The sequence below is a fragment of the Streptomyces sp. JLSY215 genome, from assembly GCF_059682825.1.
The window spans coordinates 1329662-1345075 of the sequence record NZ_CM185022.1 but is presented as its reverse complement, the minus strand read 5'-3'; the positions used below and the strand labels follow the sequence as shown (position 1 = coordinate 1345075).

Below are 15414 nucleotides of genomic sequence, written 5' to 3'. Positions count from 1 at the left end.
AAATACGGCCGTGCACCTCCCGCGCACGACCCCGATCGGCACGCAGCGCACAGGAGGAGCGACGATGCTGACCACCCATTACGTCCCCGGCACACCGAACTGGCTCGACCTCGGGGCGCCCGACATCGACGCCGCCGTCGATTTCTACGCCGGCGTCTTCGGCTGGACCTTCCAGTCGGCGGGCCCGGAGGCCGGCGGCTACGGCTTCTTCCAGCTCGACGGCAGGACCGTCGGCGCCGTCGGCCCGCTGACGGAGGAGGGCGCGAGCTCTTCCTGGACGGCGTACTTCCACGCCGCCGACGCGGACGCCACGGCCAAGGCCGTAGAGCAGGCGGGCGGCGCGGTCCGCGTCCCGCCGATGGATGTCTTCACCGCCGGGCGGCTGGCCGCCTTCACCGACCCGACGGGCGCCGATTTCGCCGTATGGCAGCCCGGTGACACCCCGGGCCTGGAGACGGTCATGGAAGCGAACACCCTCTGCTGGACCGAGCTGTACACCACCGATGCGGCCGCCGCGAAGGACTTCTACGCCTCGGTCTTCTCCTGGGACTACCAGGACATGCCGATGGGCGGCGACATGGTGTACTCCGTCGTCTCCTCGCCCGGCGGCGGCAAGGAGGGCGACACCGGGCAGGGCGGCATCCTGCAGCTCCAGAAGGACCACCTCCAGGCAGGCTCGACGTCCGAATGGCACCCGTACTTCGGCGTGACCGACTGCGACGCGACGTTCGGCGCGGCCACCTCCCGCGGCGCCACGGTCCTCATTCCCCCGAGCGACGCACCGGGCGTCGGCCGGCTGGCCATGCTCCTGGACCCCGCGGGCGCGGCATTCGCCCTGATCAAGGGCGAGCCGAGCACGTCCTGACCCGGCCGAGCAGGTGGAGAGGCATGCCCATGGGCCCGCTAGGCCTCGCCCCGCGGACGCGCGTCCACGATGCGTTTGATCTTGCCGACCGAGCGCTCCAGCGTCTCGGGATCGACGATCTCGACCGCGACCGAGACCCCGATGCCGTCCTTGACGCTCCGCGCGATCGCCCCGACGGCCGCCGTGCGCTCCTCGGGAGTCGCATCCGGCCGGGCTTCGGCGCGTACGGTCAGATGGTCCATCCGGCCCTGGCGGGTCAGCCGCAGCTGGAAGTGCGGGGCGACGCCCGGCGTGCGCAGCACGATCTCCTCGATCTGCGCGGGGAAGAGATTGACGCCGCGCAGGATGATCATGTCGTCGCTGCGCCCGGTGATCTTCTCCATCCGGCGGAAGGCGGCGCGCGCGGTGCCGGGCAGCAGCCGGGTCAGATCACGGGTGCGGTAGCGGATGACCGGCATGGCTTCCTTGGTGAGCGAGGTGAAGACCAACTCGCCGTGCTCACCGTCCGGCAGCACCTCGCCGGTGAACGGATCGACCACCTCCGGATAGAAGTGGTCCTCCCAGATGTGCAGCCCGTCCTTGGTCTCCAGGCACTCCTGGGCGACGCCCGGTCCCATGACCTCCGACAGGCCGTAGATGTCCACGGCGTCGATCGCGAACCGTTCCTCGATCTCCCGGCGCATCTCCTGGGTCCATGGCTCGGCACCGAAGATGCCCACTTTGAGGGAGGTCGTACGGGGATCGATGCCCTGCCGCTCGAACTCGTCCAGGAGGGTGAGCATGTACGACGGCGTCACCATGATGATCTCGGGGCGGAAGTCCTGGATGATCTGGACCTGCCGCCCGGTCATCCCGCCCGACGCCGGCACGACCGTACAGCCGAGCCGCTCCGCGCCGTAGTGCGCGCCGAGGCCGCCGGTGAACAGCCCATAGCCGTAGGCGATATGGACGGTGTGCCCGGGGCGTCCGCCCGCCGCGTGGATCGAGCGGGCGACGACATCCGCCCAGTGGGAGAGATCGCGCTCGGTATAGCCGACGACCGTCGGCCGTCCGGTGGTGCCGCTGGAGGCATGAATGCGGCGTACCTCCTCCTTCGGGACGGCGAACATCCCGAAGGGGTATTGGGCGCGCAGGTCGTCCTTGACGGTGAAGGGGAAGCGGGCGAGATCGGCGAGCGAACGGCAGTCGTCGGGGTGTACCCCGGCGCGGTCGAACGACTCCCGGTAGAACGGCACGCGGTCATACGCATACCGCAACGAGGCGCGCAGCCGGGTCAGCTGCAGCTCGCGCAAGGCCTCCAGGGAGAGCCGTTCCGCGTCGTCGAACGTCTCGCGCGCGCCGCTGCCCGAGGCACCTGAGGAGCCTGAAAGACCTGAGGAGCCTGAAAGACCCGAAGAGCCCATAGATTCCGAAGGCATGCCCGTAGCCGCTTCCCTGGCCGTTTCCGGCATGGAGTGTCACCGCCTCGTCTCCCTACCGATCATTCGGTAGCTGGATGCGGATCCAAGTAATCAGCGCGCGGCGGACACGTCAAGGGGCGTGCCGCATGCCGCTCGCGGGTAGCGTCCAGCGCATGAGTGACGTCCGGAAAGTGCAGGTCGGTGAGGTCCAGCTGGCATACCGGGTGTGGGGTGAGCCGGATGCGCCGCCGGCCGTGCTGCTGCACTGTCTCGGGGAGGACGGTGAGGACTGGCGCGGCGTGGTCGGCCGGCTCGCCGGCACCCATCGCGTTTTCGCCCTCGACCAGCGGGGTCATGGACACAGTGACTGGCCGGGGGAGTACGGCTTCGCGCGGTGGCGGGACGACGCGATCGGTTTTGTGACGGCCCTCGGTCTGGGACGGGTCACCCTCATCGGGCACTCGCTGGGAGCCGTGACCGCGCTGCTGCTGGCCGCGGACCGCCCCGAGCTGGTGGACAGGCTGGTCCTGGAGGAAGCCGCGCCGCCGGTGCCGTCCGATCCCCCGCAGGAGGTGCCCGAGCGGCCGGAGGGGCCGCAGTCGTTCGACTGGCGGGCCAAGATCGCGGTGGTCGCGGAGCGCAATACGCCCCACGCCTTCGACCGGGACGCCCTGGCGAAGATCAGCGCGCCCACCCTCGTCATCGCGGGCGGCCCCACCAGCCACATCCCGCAGCACCACCTCGCCGAGGTGGCCGACCGGATCCCCGATGCTCGCCTGGTGACCATCGAGGGCGCCGGCCATCTCGTTCACGAGGAGCGTCCGGGGGAGTTCCTGGCGGCGGTGACGTCCTTCCTGGCCGCGCGGTCGTAGCGCGCGGCACCGCGTCACAGGGTGGTGTAGCCGTACGCCAGCACGATGCCATGCCCTCGGCCCGTACGGGCCGACCGGCGTTCCCAGGCTCTACGAAGCGGTCCCGGGGCGGTATCGCCCGCTGCCCGCCCTGGAGCTGGCCGGCCGCTTCCAGTCCACAGGGGATCGTGCCGGGGCGCGGAGGTGGCCGTGGCGGGCCGTGCCGCGTCCGCGTTCGCCCTCGCCCGCTCCTGACCCGGTACGCCCGGACGGCCGCAGTCCGGGTGCCGTACGGTGACCCGACAGGCCAACTCCCCGCCACCCGCAGTGCTTTCCGTTGAGAGAGTGCGGTGAGTGCAGTGAGTGCAGTGAGTTGAGAGAGCTGAGAGACCTGAGAGAGTTGAGAGAAAGGACGGCCGTGCAGCCGACCAGCCCGATGCGCCGCGCGCTGATCGCCGGTGCCACCGCGACCCTGCTGTTCGCCGCAGCCGGTGGTGCCGTCGCCGCCCCGGCGCACCCGACGGCGGCCCCCGCGCGCGCCGTCGCCCATGCCCCCGCCGCGACCTCCCCGTACGCCCAACTCCGTCCGCTCGCCGCGCTGTCCGCCGAGCGGCTGGCCACCGGCGACCTGGTGGCCGCGGCGAAGTGGGGCACCGGGAGCCCGATCGACGATCCGGCCCGGGAACAGGTCGTACTGGACTCGGTCGCGGCCCAGGCGCGGCAGTTGGGCGCCGATCCCGAGGCGACGGTGCGGATCTTCCGGGACCAGATCGAGGCGAGCAAGATCGTGCAGCGCGGGCTGCACCGCCAATGGGACGCCGACCCGGCCCAGGCCCCCACCGAGCGGCCGGACCTGAACGAGGTGCGGGAGAAGATCAACCGCATCAACGGCGAGCTGGTGCGCGCCATCGCCGCTTCGTCACCGGCCCGCTCCGCGCCGTACTGCGGTCCGCTGGAGGCCGGGGCCGCCGTCCAGGTGCGGTACGAACGGCGCCTGGACGCACTGCATACCGTGGCGCTGGCCCGCTCGCTGCGCTCGGTCTGCGGCTGAGGCCCCTGCCGGGCGGCCCACCGGCCGGGGGCGGGCCGCCGACGACCGGCCGCGCCGCCCCCTCACCCGCAGCCCCTCACCTGCCGCCCGCCGCCCGTCACCCCTCCCGCTCGCCCGCCACCACCGCCTTCGCCCACCGGTAATCCGCCTTCCCGCTGGGCGAACGCTGGATACGGTCGGTGAAGACGACGGCCCGCGGGATCTTGTACCCCGCCAGCCGGGTACGGCAGTGATCCTGTATGCCGGAGAGGTCCAGCGGTTCGGCCCCGGAGCGGAGTTGGACGACGGCCGCGACCCGGTTCCCCCACCGCGCGTCCGGCACCCCCGCCACCAGCGCGTCGTACACATCCGGATGGGCCTTCAGCGCCTGCTCGACCTCCTCCGGATAGATCTTTTCGCCGCCGGAGTTGATGCACTGCGACCCCCGGCCGAGGACGGTGACTATGCCCTCGGGGTCGACGGTCGCCATGTCCCCCAGCAGCACCCACCGGTCCCCGCCCGACTCAAAGAACGTCTCCGCGGTCTTCTTCGGGTCGTTGTAGTACCCCAGCGGTACGTGTCCGCGCAGCGCGAGACGGCCCGGCTCGCCCACCCCGACCGGCTCATGGGTGGCCGGATCCACCACCGCCATGCGGGAGTTGACCCGCAGCCGGAATCCCGTATCCGGGCCGGAGTCCTCCGTCGCGGTGCCGTTGAAGCCGGATTCCGAGGAGCCGAAGTTGTTGAGCAGCATGGCGTTCGGAACCAGCGCGCTGAACTGCGACCGTACGGTCTCGGAGAGGATCGCGCCGGAGCTGCTGACGCTGAAGAGGGACGAGCAGTCGGTGCCCCTGAGCGGCCCGTCGAGCGCATCGACGAGCGGGCGCAGCATCGCATCGCCGACCAGCGACACGCTGGTCACCTTCTCGCGCGCGACGGTCCGCAGTACCTCCTCCGGCACGTACTTGCGGTGAATGACGACCTTCTGGCCGAAGTGGAAGGCGATGAACGCGGTGAGGGTGGAAGTGCCGTGCATCAGCGGGGGCGTGGGGAAGAACACGAGACCCTCGCCGCCCGCCGCGACCCGCTCGGCCAGTTCCTGGGGCCGTTTCACCGGCTCGCCGGTCGGTGCGCCGCCGCCCATTCCGGAGAAGAAGATGTCCTCGTGGCGCCACATCACACCCTTGGGCATCCCGGTCGTGCCGCCGGTGTAGATGACGATCTGGTCGTCGGCGGAGCGCGGGCCGAAGCCGCGTGCGGGTGACCCGTCGGCCTCGGCGTCCGCCAGGGCCACCGGGGCGAGCGCGGGCTCGGGGGCACCGGCGGGCGGCGTGCCGACCCGTACGAGATGCCGCAGACCGGGCGCCTGTGGGAGGGCGGCGGCCACGCGCTCGGTGAACTCCGCGTCGAAGACCAGGCCCACCAGGTCGGCGTCCCGGTAGAGGTAGACCAGCTCTTCCTCGACGTAGCGGTAGTTGACGTTGACCGGCACGGCGCGGATCTTCAGACAGGCGTAGGCGGCCTGGAGATATTCGATGCCGTTGTACAGATGCAGGCCGACGTGCTGGCCGGGGCCGATGCCGCGGTCGCTCAGGTGGTGGGCGAGGCGGTTGGCGGCGCGGTCCAGTTCCGCGTAGGTGAGGCGGCGTTCGGCGCCGGTTCCCGGGTGATCGACGTACACCAGCGCCTCGCGGTCGGGAACCGTGTCGACGATCGACTCGAAGAGGTCGGCAAGGTTGTACTCCACGTCTCCTCCAGACCGGGCGGGCATCGGTTCGGTCCGGTCCGCCGGACCGGGCCTCGGCGGTCATTAGAGCGTCGGGGAGGGGAGCAGGGAAGGGGCGCGGCCAAGAAATCTGACTGAGTGTCAGAAAAGCCTTGAAGTCGCCGTGCGGCTACTGCAACCTGTTCTACGCCTTGAGACGGGAGGACGGAATGGGTGGTACGGACGGAACGGGAAGTGCGAAGGGAACGAGCAGCGCTGAGCGAATGAGCGGTGCGGAGGGAACGGGCGCCGCGGTGGGAACGGGCACCGCAGAGGAAGCGGGCACCGCAGACGCAACGGGAAGCCCGGACGGACGACGCGGCAAGCAGGAGACGGCCGGCACGGAGCATCTGACCGTGACCCGCGTCGGCGCCACGCTGGTGCTGACCCTCAACCGGCCCGAGGCGAAGAACGCCCTCTCCCTGCCGATGCTGGTGGGCCTGTACGACGGCTGGATCGCGGCCGACGAGGACGACGACATCCGCTCCATCGTCCTCACCGGCGCCGGCGGCACCTTCTGCGCCGGAATGGACCTGAAGGCCCTGGCCGGCAACGGCATGGCGGGCCAGCAGTACCGCGACCGCCTGCGCGACGACCCCGACCTGCACTGGAAGGCGATGCTGCGGCACCACCGCCCGCGCAAACCGGTGATCGCCGCCGTCGAGGGCCACTGCGTCGCGGGGGGTACGGAGATCCTCCAGGGCACCGACATCCGCGTCGCCGGCGAGAGCGCGACCTTCGGACTCTTCGAGGTCAAGCGGGGACTGTTCCCCATCGGCGGCTCCACGGTCCGGCTCGCCCGCCAGATCCCGCGCACCCACGCCCTCGAAATGCTGCTCAGCGGCCGCCCGTACCCGGCGGCCGAGGCCGCGCGCATCGGACTGATCGGCCATGTCGTGCCGGACGGCACCGCGCTCGGCGCGGCCCTGGAGATCGCCGAACGGATCAACGCCTGCGGGCCGCTCGCCGTCGAGGCCGTCAAGGCATCCGTCTACGAGACCGCCGAGATGACCGAGACCGACGGGCTCGAGGCCGAACTCGCCCGCGGCTGGCCGATTTTCGACACCGCCGACGCCAAAGAGGGCTCCCGGGCCTTCGCGGAGAAACGCCCGCCCGTCTACCGGCGCGCCTGACACCTACGGAGCCCCGCATGCCAGAAGTCCTCTCGGCGCCCCTCGTCGTCGAATTCCCCTTCACCCGCTCGCTCGGCCCCGTACAGAGCGCCTTCCTCACCGGGCTGCGCGAACGCACCGTCCTCGGCGTCACCACGAGCGACGGCCGGGTCGTCGTACCGCCCACCGAATACGACCCGGTCACCGCCGAGGAGATCCGCGATCTCGTCGAGGTCGGCACCAGCGGCACGGTCACCACCTGGGCCTGGAACCCGGCCCCGCGGCGCGGCCAGCCCCTGCGGACCCCCTTCGCCTGGGTCCTGGTCCGGCTCGACGGCGCCGACACCGCGCTGCTGCACGCCCTGGACGCACCCGGCCCCGAAGCCGTACACACCGGCATGCGGGTCACCATCCGCTGGGCCGCCGAACGCACCGGCGCGATCACCGACATCGCCTGCTTCGAACCGGCCGGCGCCGACGAGCCCACCACCGGACCGACGCCGCACAGCGGCGAGTTCGCCGACCCCGTCACCGGCATCACCGCCCCCGCCCGCCTCGACTACACCTACTCGCCCGGCCGCGCCCAGTCCCGCTACATCCAGGCGCTCGCCGACCACAAGACCATCGGCGAACGCTGCCCCTCCTGCCGCAAGGTGTACGTCCCGCCCCGCGGCGCCTGCCCCACCTGCGGCGTCGCCACCGACACCCAGGTCGAGGTCGGCCCCCGCGGCACCGTCACCACCTTCTGCATCGTCAACATCAAGGCCAAGAACCTCGACATCGAAGTCCCCTACGTCTACGCCCATATCGCCCTCGACGGCGCCGATCTCGCCCTGCACGCCCGGATCGGCGGCATCCCCTACGACCAGGTCCGCATGGGCCTGCGCGTCGAACCCGTATGGAGCGAGGGCGGGCGCTTCCCCGACCACTACCGCCCCACCGGCGAACCCGACGCCGACTACGACAGCTACAAGGAGCTGATCTGATGCCCGAGCCAGAGCGGGATCCGGTGCGCGGTCCGGGGCGCGAGGTCGCCATCGTCGCCTTCGGGCAGAGTGCGCACATCCGCGACAGCACGGAGACCTCCGAGGTCGAAATGCTGATGCCGGTGCTCCATGACGTCCTGGCACAGACCGGCCTCAAGGCCGGCGACATCGGCTTCACCTGCTCCGGCTCCAGCGACTACCTTGCGGGCCGCGCCTTCTCCTTCACCATGGCGCTGGACGGCGTCGGAGCCTGGCCGCCGATCTCCGAATCCCATGTCGAGATGGACGGCGCCTGGGCGCTGTACGAGGCCTGGGTCAAGCTCCTGACCGGAGAGGCCGAGACCGCGCTGGTCTACGCGTACGGCAAATCCTCGCCCGGCGACGTCCGCGAGGTCCTCACCCGCCAGCTCGACCCCTATTACGTGGCCCCGCTGTGGCCCGACTCCGTCGCGCTGGCCGCCCTCCAGGCCCAGGCCCTGATCGACGCGGGACTGACCGACGAACGCCAACTGGCCGGTATCGCGGCCCGCAGCCGCACCTCCGCCGAGTCCAACCCGCACGCCCAGCTGCGCGGCGGCACCCGGTCCGGCGGCGCCCCCGTCGTCGCCCCCCTGCGCACCGGCGACTGCCCGCCCGTCAGCGACGGCGCGGCCGCCGTCGTCCTCGCCGTCGGCGACACCGCCCGCGCTCTCTGCGACCGCCCCGCCTGGATCCGCGGCCTCGATCACCGCATCGAGGCACACAGCCTGGGCGTCCGCGATCTCACCGACTCACCCTCCACCCGCCTCGCCGCCGAACGCGCCGGAGCCTTCGACGGGCCGGTCGACACCGCCGAACTGCACGCCCCCTTCACCTCCCAGGAAGTCGTCCTGCGCCGCGCCCTCGCACTCGACGCGCCCGGCTCCACCGTCCGGATCAATCCGTCCGGGGGCGCACTGGCCGCCAACCCCGCCATGGCCGCCGGCCTCATCCGCCTCGGCGAGGCCGCCGCCCGTATCCAGCGCGGGGAGTCCGACCGCGCCCTCGCGCACGCCACCTCGGGGCCGTGCCTGCAGCAGAACCTGGTCGCCGTCCTGGAAGGTGAGTGAGAAGCGTCATGACCGTCAGGAGCAAGGCCCCGACAGGGAAAGAGCCGGTGGCCGTCGTCGGCATCGGACAGACCGCACACGTCGCCGCCCGGCGCGATGTCTCGATCGCCGGACTCGTCCGCGAGGCCGCCCGACGCGCCCTGGAAGACGCCCAGTTGACCTGGGCCGACATCGACGCCGTCGTCATCGGCAAGGCCCCCGACTTCTTCGAGGGCGTGATGATGCCGGAGCTCTACCTCGCCGACGCGCTCGGCGCCGTCGGCAAGCCGATGCTGCGCGTGCACACCGCGGGCTCCGTCGGCGGCTCCACCGCACTGGTCGCCACCAACCTCGTCGCCGCCCGGGTCCACCGCACGGTCCTGACCCTCGCCTTCGAGAAGCAGTCCGAGTCCAACGCCATGTGGGGCCTGTCCCTGCCCATCCCCTTCCAGCAGCCCCTGCTCGCCGGCGCCGGCGGCTTTTTCGCCCCGCACGTCCGCGCCTATATGCGCCGCTCCGGCGCCCCGGACACGGTTGGCTCCCTCGTCGCCTACAAGGACCGCCGCAATGCCCTGAAGAACCCCTACGCCCACCTCCACGAAGCCGGCCTCACCCTCGAAAAGGTCCAGGCGTCCCCCATGCTCTGGGACCCGATCCGCTACTCCGAGACCTGCCCCTCCTCCGACGGCGCCTGCGCCATGATCCTCACCGACCGCACCGGCGCCGCGCGCGCACCCCACCCTCCAGCCTGGGTCCACGGCGGCGCGATGCGCAGCGAACCCACCCTCTTCGCCGGCAAGGACTTCGTCTCCCCGCAGGCGGGCAAGGACTGCGCCGCCGACGTCTACCGCCAGGCGGGCATCACCGACCCCCGCCGCGAGATCGACGCCGTCGAGATGTACGTCCCGTTCTCCTGGTACGAGCCGATGTGGCTGGAGAACCTCGGCTTCGCCGACGAGGGCGAGGGCTGGAAGCTCACCGAGTCCGGCGTCACGGAACTGGACGGCGACCTCCCCGTCAACCCTTCCGGCGGCGTCCTGTCCACCAACCCCATTGGCGCCTCCGGAATGATCCGCTTCGCCGAGGCCGCACTCCAGGTACGCGGCCAGGCGGGCGAACATCAAGTCGACGGCGCACGACGGGCGTTGGGGCACGCCTACGGAGGCGGCTCCCAGTTCTTCGCCATGTGGCTGGTGGGCTCCGAACCCCCGGCAGGCTAGGACCGCCGCCCGACGGCCTGGGCCGTGCAGGGACACCGCGGCGCTCTGCGAGCATGGTGCGATGGAACACGGTGCGATGGAACATGCGCGAAAGACGGTCAGTTCGGGCTCACCGATGGAGCCCCGGATCGGATTCTCCCGGGCCGTCCGCAAGGGGAAGCACGTCGCGGTCGCCGGCACCGCGGCCATCGGGGACGACGGGACGACGGTGGGGCGCGGCGATGTCCACGCCCAGACCGTGCGGTGCCTGGACATCGCCGAGGCCGCGCTGCGGGAGGCCGGGGCGACGCTCGACGACGTGGTACGGACCCGCATCATGCTCACGGACGTGACGCGCTGGAAGGATGCCGCACGAGCGCACGGCGAGCGGTTCGCAACGGTCCGGCCGGCCTGCACCTTCGTCGAGGTCTCCCGCTTCATCGACCCCGACTGGCTCGTCGAGCTGGAGCTCGACGCCATCCTCGACTGACGCACGGCGGACCGCGAGCGCGTCGCCCCACCGACCCGGCGCGCCCCGGGCCGCTCGCACCCTGTCCGTCACCGGGCCCGGTCACTACGCTGACGCCGGACGACCAACCGGGAGGAGCGGCAACGTGGCCGACAGCATCACCGAGCAGCGACCGACGGACGGCAGCGCACCCGCGCTCGACCTGACCGAAGCCGAGTGGCAGTCGAGCAGTCAGGGCGTGGGCGACGTCCAGATCGCCTTCGTCGAGGGCTATATCGCGATGCGCAACGGCCGCAGTCCGGAGATCCCGGCGCTGATCTTCACTCCTGCCGAGTGGCGGGCATTCGTCCTCGGTGCGCGGGAGGGGGAGTTCGACCTCACCTAGGCTGCCCGGCCGCCCGGGGTGCCCCGAGGACAAGGGCACCCCGGGCCGCGGAGGCCGGCAGGGAGCGTCGCCCTCACGTCAGAACCGCGCACCCCTTTTCCCGCAGCGCCACGACCGGCTCCGCGGTGTCCGCCACCGCATTCCACCGCAGATCCAGCTTTTCCAGCGACGGCAGCTCGGTGATCCACGACGGCAGTTCCCCGATCCGATTGCCCCGCAGATCGATCCGGCGCAGCAGCGGCAGCGCACGCAGCGCCTCCGGGACGCGGGGCAGCGCATTGTTCCGCAGCTCCAGCAGCCGCAAGGCCCCCAAGGCGGCAAACGAGGCGGGCAGCCCGGTGAGCGCATTGCCGCCCAGCCACACCTCCCGCAGCAGGCCGAGCCGTCCCACCGACGCCGGCACGCCCGTCAACCCGGCGTTCTGGGCCCGGAGTTCGATCAGACCGCCCATCGCGCCGATCTCCTCCGGCAGCCGGCCCAGCGGATTGTCCCCGACGTTCAGATAGCCGAGCCGGTCCAGCGCGCACAGCCCGTCCGGCAGGTCGGTGAGCCGGTTGTCGTGCAGATACAGATAGCGGGTGAGCCCCGCCGCCAGCGCGCCGATTTCCGCCGGGACCCCGGTCAGCGCGTTGTGGCCGAGGTCGAGGGTGTGCAGCGAACGGAGGCGGCCGAGGGCGGACGGGATCTCGGTGAGGTGGTTGTCGGCGAGGATCAGGACCTCGCAGTCCGCGCGTCGCCAGACCTCCGGCGGGACCGAACGCAGGCCCGACTTCCAGTAGTTGAGGACGAGACGCGGATCGGTCATGGTCCCTCCGTCCCCCTCCACGGTGAATGAACGGCGGCGACCCTAGCATGGGCCGCATGACCACCCCACGGCTCACACCCGATCTTGCCGTCACCCTCCGTCACTACGGACACGGCGGCGTCGCCGACGCCCACCGGCTGCTCCCGGAGGCCGAGGTGCCCCGCCACCACGAACGGCGCCGGGAAGCGCGCGCGGCAGGGCGGGGCGGCGCATGACGGGCGAGCGCGACCTCCAGGTGCTGCTCAGAAGCATGCGGCCCGAGCTCCACGAGGGGCGCTATGTCTTCACGACCGTGCGCGGCGCCGTCCCCGAGGGCCTGGAGCCGGTGGTCACGGTCGCGGAGGCGGAGGGCACCACGCTCGTCGTCCGGCAGGAGGAGGCCGACCGGGCGGGCCTGGCCTATGACTACGTGGCCGGCCGGCTCACCCTGCGGGTGCACTCCGCGCTGGACGCCGTCGGGCTGACCGCCGCGGTCGCCGCGGAACTCGCCGCCGCGGGCCTCAGCTGCAATGTCGTCGCCGGATACTTCCATGATCACCTCTTTGTGCCGTACGCCGCCGCCGACGAGGCGGTCCGGCTGCTCACCGCGCTGGCCGAACGCGCCTGAGCAGCCGGGCGGGCCCCAGGAAGGGGCCCGGACGACCGGGCGGGCGCCCGAACCGCTCCGGTCGGAGCCCGGCACGCACCCGCCGCCACTTGCCCCGATGTCCGCGCGGCGAGCCCGGCGCGGACACGTACGATGGCGGCATGTCCTTCCTCCGCCGCCGTAGCGCAGCCACGCCCGCTGGTCCTGACTTCGACGTTCTCGCGATGGACCCCGGGGACTGGCCGGGCAACCTCGGTGCCGGGCTGCTGCCCGCGCCCGACGGCACCTGCCAGGGTGTCTTCCTGCGCTACGACCTGTTCGGCGGCCGCGGCCCCGCGATGATCATCGGCAATCTGCCGGAGGGCTCCCCGGCCCGCGACCTCGCGGACGACGAGGTGCCCTTCGAGGTGGCCCAGCTGCTCGCGGCGCTCGGCAACGACGAGCCGGTGACGGTCGTCGAGAGCGAGGACACCCCCGTGATGCACGAGGACAACCTGCTGATCGTCAAGCGGATCAAGTGCTCCGAGAGCCGGATCTCCTGCGCCCAGTTCGACCGCAGCGACGGCGTACTGGTCACGATCGCCAGCTGGGACCGCCCGATCACGGACGATCTCTACGCGCTGCTCAAGCCGCTGCCCGCGGAGCTCTTCCAGCAGGGCTGACACCGGAACGGACGGGCATCGCGCCCGGTGGACGACAGGACCGTCCACCGGGCGCGACGCTTGCCGTCACACGACCGGAGTCACACCCCCGCAGCGCGGCCCGGGTGCCCGTACCGGGCGGCGGGCCCCGCTACGAGGGACCGCACTACGCGTCGGAGCGGCGGATGTCCACATCGTCCGCCCGGACATAGCCGACCCGGTGGCCGAGCTGGATCTCGTAGTAGACGTCGTTGCCGCGCACGACCGCGTGCTGCGAGACATCGAACGTCGGCGCGAAGAAGTAGTCGCCGCGCATCCGGTCGCCGACCACGTACTTCTGGCCGGCCGTGATCTTGTACGGGAGCGGGGTGACGGCCTGGTACGGCACAGTCGCCGGGTAGGCCTCCTTCTCCGGGTACGCCCGGCCGTACACCGGGATCTCCGCCCGGCCCTCCTTCGGCGTGGCGACCAGGCCCTTGGAGTTCACCGCCGTCCGGTTGCCGTCGGGGTTGCGGAACCACGCCTTCTGCCCGAGGTACCAGACGGCCGTCCAGTCACCGGCACGCTCCGCCACCGCGAACCGCTGGCCGGTGGAGGCGCGGGCGCCGGTGTCATTGACATCGATGGTCGAGTCGCTGCCGTCCGGGTGCAGCCCGATGTCCCTGACCAGCGGCGCGTGCTCGTCCGGCGCGGTGTACAGCCGGACCGCCGCCGAACCGTGCGCCGCACACGGCTCACCGGGCTTGGTGCAACCGGTGTAGTCGGGCCGGTTCCGTCCGTAGTCGGGGCGGATGGTCACCAGTCCGCCGCGCGGCCCCGCATTGGGCGTGAAGGGCGCACCCAGCAGGGTGAAGTAGTGGTCCCAGTCCCAGTACGGCCCCGGGTCGGTGTGCATGCCCTTGATCGCCGCCGCGGTCGTGCCGGGCACGTTGTCATGGCCCACGATGTGCTGCCGGTCCAGCGGCACGTCGTACTTCCGGCTCAGATAGCGCACCAGCCGGGCCGACGTACGGTACATGGCCTCCGTGTACCAGGCGTCCGGCGACGCCAGGAAGCCCTCGTGCTCGATGCCGACGGAGTGCGAGTTGATGTACCAGTTCCCGGCGTGCCAGGCGACGTCCTTGGTCGGCACATGCTGCGCGATCAGCCCGTCGGAGGAACGGATCGTGTAGTGCCAGGACACATACGTCGGGTCCTTGATCAGCTTCAGGGTGGTCTCCCACGACCCCTCGGTGTCATGGATGACGATGGTGCTGATGCGCTGGTCCCGGGGGCGGTTCGCCAGGTCGTGATTGCCGTAGTCGTGGTCACCGAACTCCTCGTACGGCGCCGGGACCGACTCGCAGGCCACGCTCCACGGGCACTCCACCTCGGCCCCGGGGTCCTGCTTCGTCTGCAGGCCGGCGCGCTGCGTCTGCCCGGAGTCGACGTGCAGGCTGGGCGCGGCGGCCAGCGTGATCCGCTGCCCGGCGTCCGTCGTCCGGGTCAGGCCGCGCCGGATCACCTCGTACACGTCGTTGGCGAAGGACCGGCCGGCCTCGGCGTTGTCCTCGCCGGCGTAGCGCGCCACCGCGGTGTACCACTGGGCCGGATCGGCGCTGCCGGCCGACCCCAGCCGGCGCTGCTCCGCGGCGAGCAGCGCCGCACCGCCGAGCACATTGGCCGCCGGGTCCGTACGCAGCTTCTCGGGCGACAGCCCGGTGAGCCTGGCGGCCGTGCGCAAGGTCCGCAGCCGGGCGGGGAGTTCGGCGGGCAGCGCGGCCCGCGCCGCCGGCTGAGCGGCCGCGGCCTTACGGACACGCGAGCCGTCCCCGCGGGCGTCCTCGGCCGGGGCGCTGAACTCCGGCTCCTTCGACAGGGCCGTACGGGCGTCGGTCAGATGCATCGGGCCGTAACCGCCCGAGACACTGGGCGCACCGCCGTGCTCGTCCCAGCGGGACTCCAGGTACGAGACGCCGAGCAGCACGCTGCGCGGTACGTGATAGCGCTCCGCGGCTTCGGTGAAGGCGCGCTGCAGATCATGGGGACCGGGCCGGCCGGCCCCCGCGGACGGAGTGGCCGCGACCAGCGGCAGCAACAGCACCGCGGCGGCGACGGCGGTGGCGGACCTGCGCAGGGCGGGACGGGCGGTTCTCTTGTCGTCTTCCGGGGCGGATCCTCGCAAAACAGCCTCCTCAAGCCGGCCCTAGCCGACGCGATGTGACGGTTGATGCGCAAACGGCCGTACGAAGCGAAGGACCCGAGACTAAAGCC

At 71.6% G+C, this 15414-nt stretch carries 16 protein-coding genes; 12 read left to right on the top strand and 4 right to left on the bottom strand.

The features are described 5' to 3' along the window. Positions 1 to 64: 64 nt before the first annotated feature. Entirely contained in the window at positions 65 to 865 is an 801-nt protein-coding gene (locus AC5677_RS06030; RefSeq protein ID WP_497193959.1) for a VOC family protein, read from the top strand. 38 nt (positions 866 to 903) lie between these two features. Here the strand turns inward: AC5677_RS06030 and paaK are convergent, their stop codons facing one another. Beyond that, positions 904 to 2268 carry a phenylacetate--CoA ligase PaaK gene (gene paaK / locus AC5677_RS06025; protein ID WP_497196523.1) on the bottom strand — a complete coding sequence of 455 codons (1365 nt, stop codon included), beginning with the start codon at positions 2266 to 2268 and terminating at the stop codon, positions 904 to 906. 170 nt (positions 2269 to 2438) lie between these two features. Here paaK and AC5677_RS06020 point away from each other — a divergent pair, with 170 nt between their 5' ends. Then, complete coding sequence (locus AC5677_RS06020) at positions 2439 to 3137, top strand: alpha/beta fold hydrolase (protein ID WP_497193958.1); 699 nt, start codon at positions 2439 to 2441, stop codon at positions 3135 to 3137. 415 nt (positions 3138 to 3552) lie between these two features. Next, entirely contained in the window at positions 3553 to 4167 is a 615-nt protein-coding gene (locus AC5677_RS06015; protein ID WP_497196522.1) for a chorismate mutase, read from the top strand. Between the two features lie 97 nt (positions 4168 to 4264). Here AC5677_RS06015 and AC5677_RS06010 read toward each other — a convergent pair whose 3' ends face one another. Continuing rightward, positions 4265 to 5893: an acyl-CoA synthetase gene (locus AC5677_RS06010; RefSeq protein ID WP_497193957.1), complete on the bottom strand. Its 1629-nt coding sequence runs from the start codon at positions 5891 to 5893 to the stop codon at positions 4265 to 4267. 242 nt (positions 5894 to 6135) lie between these two features. On the opposite strand from AC5677_RS06010, the gene AC5677_RS06005 reads away from it, so the two are divergent. From AC5677_RS06005 to AC5677_RS05980, 6 genes are all read left to right on the top strand, one after another. Further along, entirely contained in the window at positions 6136 to 7044 is a 909-nt protein-coding gene (locus tag AC5677_RS06005) for a crotonase/enoyl-CoA hydratase family protein (RefSeq protein WP_497193956.1), read from the top strand. Between the two features lie 17 nt (positions 7045 to 7061). Beyond that, positions 7062 to 8009, top strand: a complete 948-nt coding sequence (locus AC5677_RS06000) for a Zn-ribbon domain-containing OB-fold protein (RefSeq protein ID WP_497193955.1) — start codon at positions 7062 to 7064, stop codon at positions 8007 to 8009. Next, positions 8009 to 9097: a thiolase family protein gene (locus AC5677_RS05995; RefSeq protein WP_497193954.1), complete on the top strand. Its 1089-nt coding sequence runs from the start codon at positions 8009 to 8011 to the stop codon at positions 9095 to 9097. The genes AC5677_RS06000 and AC5677_RS05995 overlap by 1 nt, the downstream gene beginning before the upstream one ends. Before the next feature lie 8 nt (positions 9098 to 9105). Further along, complete coding sequence (locus AC5677_RS05990; protein WP_497193953.1) at positions 9106 to 10296, top strand: thiolase family protein; 1191 nt, start codon at positions 9106 to 9108, stop codon at positions 10294 to 10296. Positions 10297 to 10372: 76 nt separating this feature from the next. Further along, entirely contained in the window at positions 10373 to 10765 is a 393-nt protein-coding gene (locus tag AC5677_RS05985; RefSeq protein WP_497193952.1) for a RidA family protein, read from the top strand. Positions 10766 to 10889: 124 nt separating this feature from the next. Beyond that, a complete protein-coding gene (locus AC5677_RS05980) occupies positions 10890 to 11129 on the top strand; it encodes a DUF397 domain-containing protein (RefSeq protein WP_497193951.1) in 240 nt (79 codons plus the stop codon). 73 nt (positions 11130 to 11202) lie between these two features. Here AC5677_RS05980 and AC5677_RS05975 read toward each other — a convergent pair whose 3' ends face one another. Continuing rightward, positions 11203 to 11934 carry a leucine-rich repeat domain-containing protein gene (locus AC5677_RS05975; RefSeq protein WP_497193950.1) on the bottom strand — a complete coding sequence of 244 codons (732 nt, stop codon included), beginning with the start codon at positions 11932 to 11934 and terminating at the stop codon, positions 11203 to 11205. Between the two features lie 56 nt (positions 11935 to 11990). Between AC5677_RS05975 and AC5677_RS05970 the strand changes: the two genes are divergently transcribed. From AC5677_RS05970 to AC5677_RS05960, 3 genes are all read left to right on the top strand, one after another. Continuing rightward, positions 11991 to 12149, top strand: a complete 159-nt coding sequence (locus AC5677_RS05970; protein WP_497193949.1) for a hypothetical protein — start codon at positions 11991 to 11993, stop codon at positions 12147 to 12149. After that, complete coding sequence (locus tag AC5677_RS05965) at positions 12146 to 12541, top strand: ACT domain-containing protein (RefSeq protein WP_497193948.1); 396 nt, start codon at positions 12146 to 12148, stop codon at positions 12539 to 12541. Before AC5677_RS05970 ends, AC5677_RS05965 begins: the two co-directional genes overlap by 4 nt. 140 nt (positions 12542 to 12681) lie before the next feature. After that, a complete protein-coding gene (locus tag AC5677_RS05960; protein ID WP_400065517.1) occupies positions 12682 to 13182 on the top strand; it encodes a hypothetical protein in 501 nt (166 codons plus the stop codon). A 145-nt stretch (positions 13183 to 13327) separates the two neighbouring features. On the opposite strand, the gene AC5677_RS05955 is transcribed toward AC5677_RS05960, so the two are convergent. Then, positions 13328 to 15325 carry an N-acetylmuramoyl-L-alanine amidase gene (locus AC5677_RS05955; protein WP_497193947.1) on the bottom strand — a complete coding sequence of 666 codons (1998 nt, stop codon included), beginning with the start codon at positions 15323 to 15325 and terminating at the stop codon, positions 13328 to 13330. Positions 15326 to 15414: the final 89 nt, after the last annotated feature.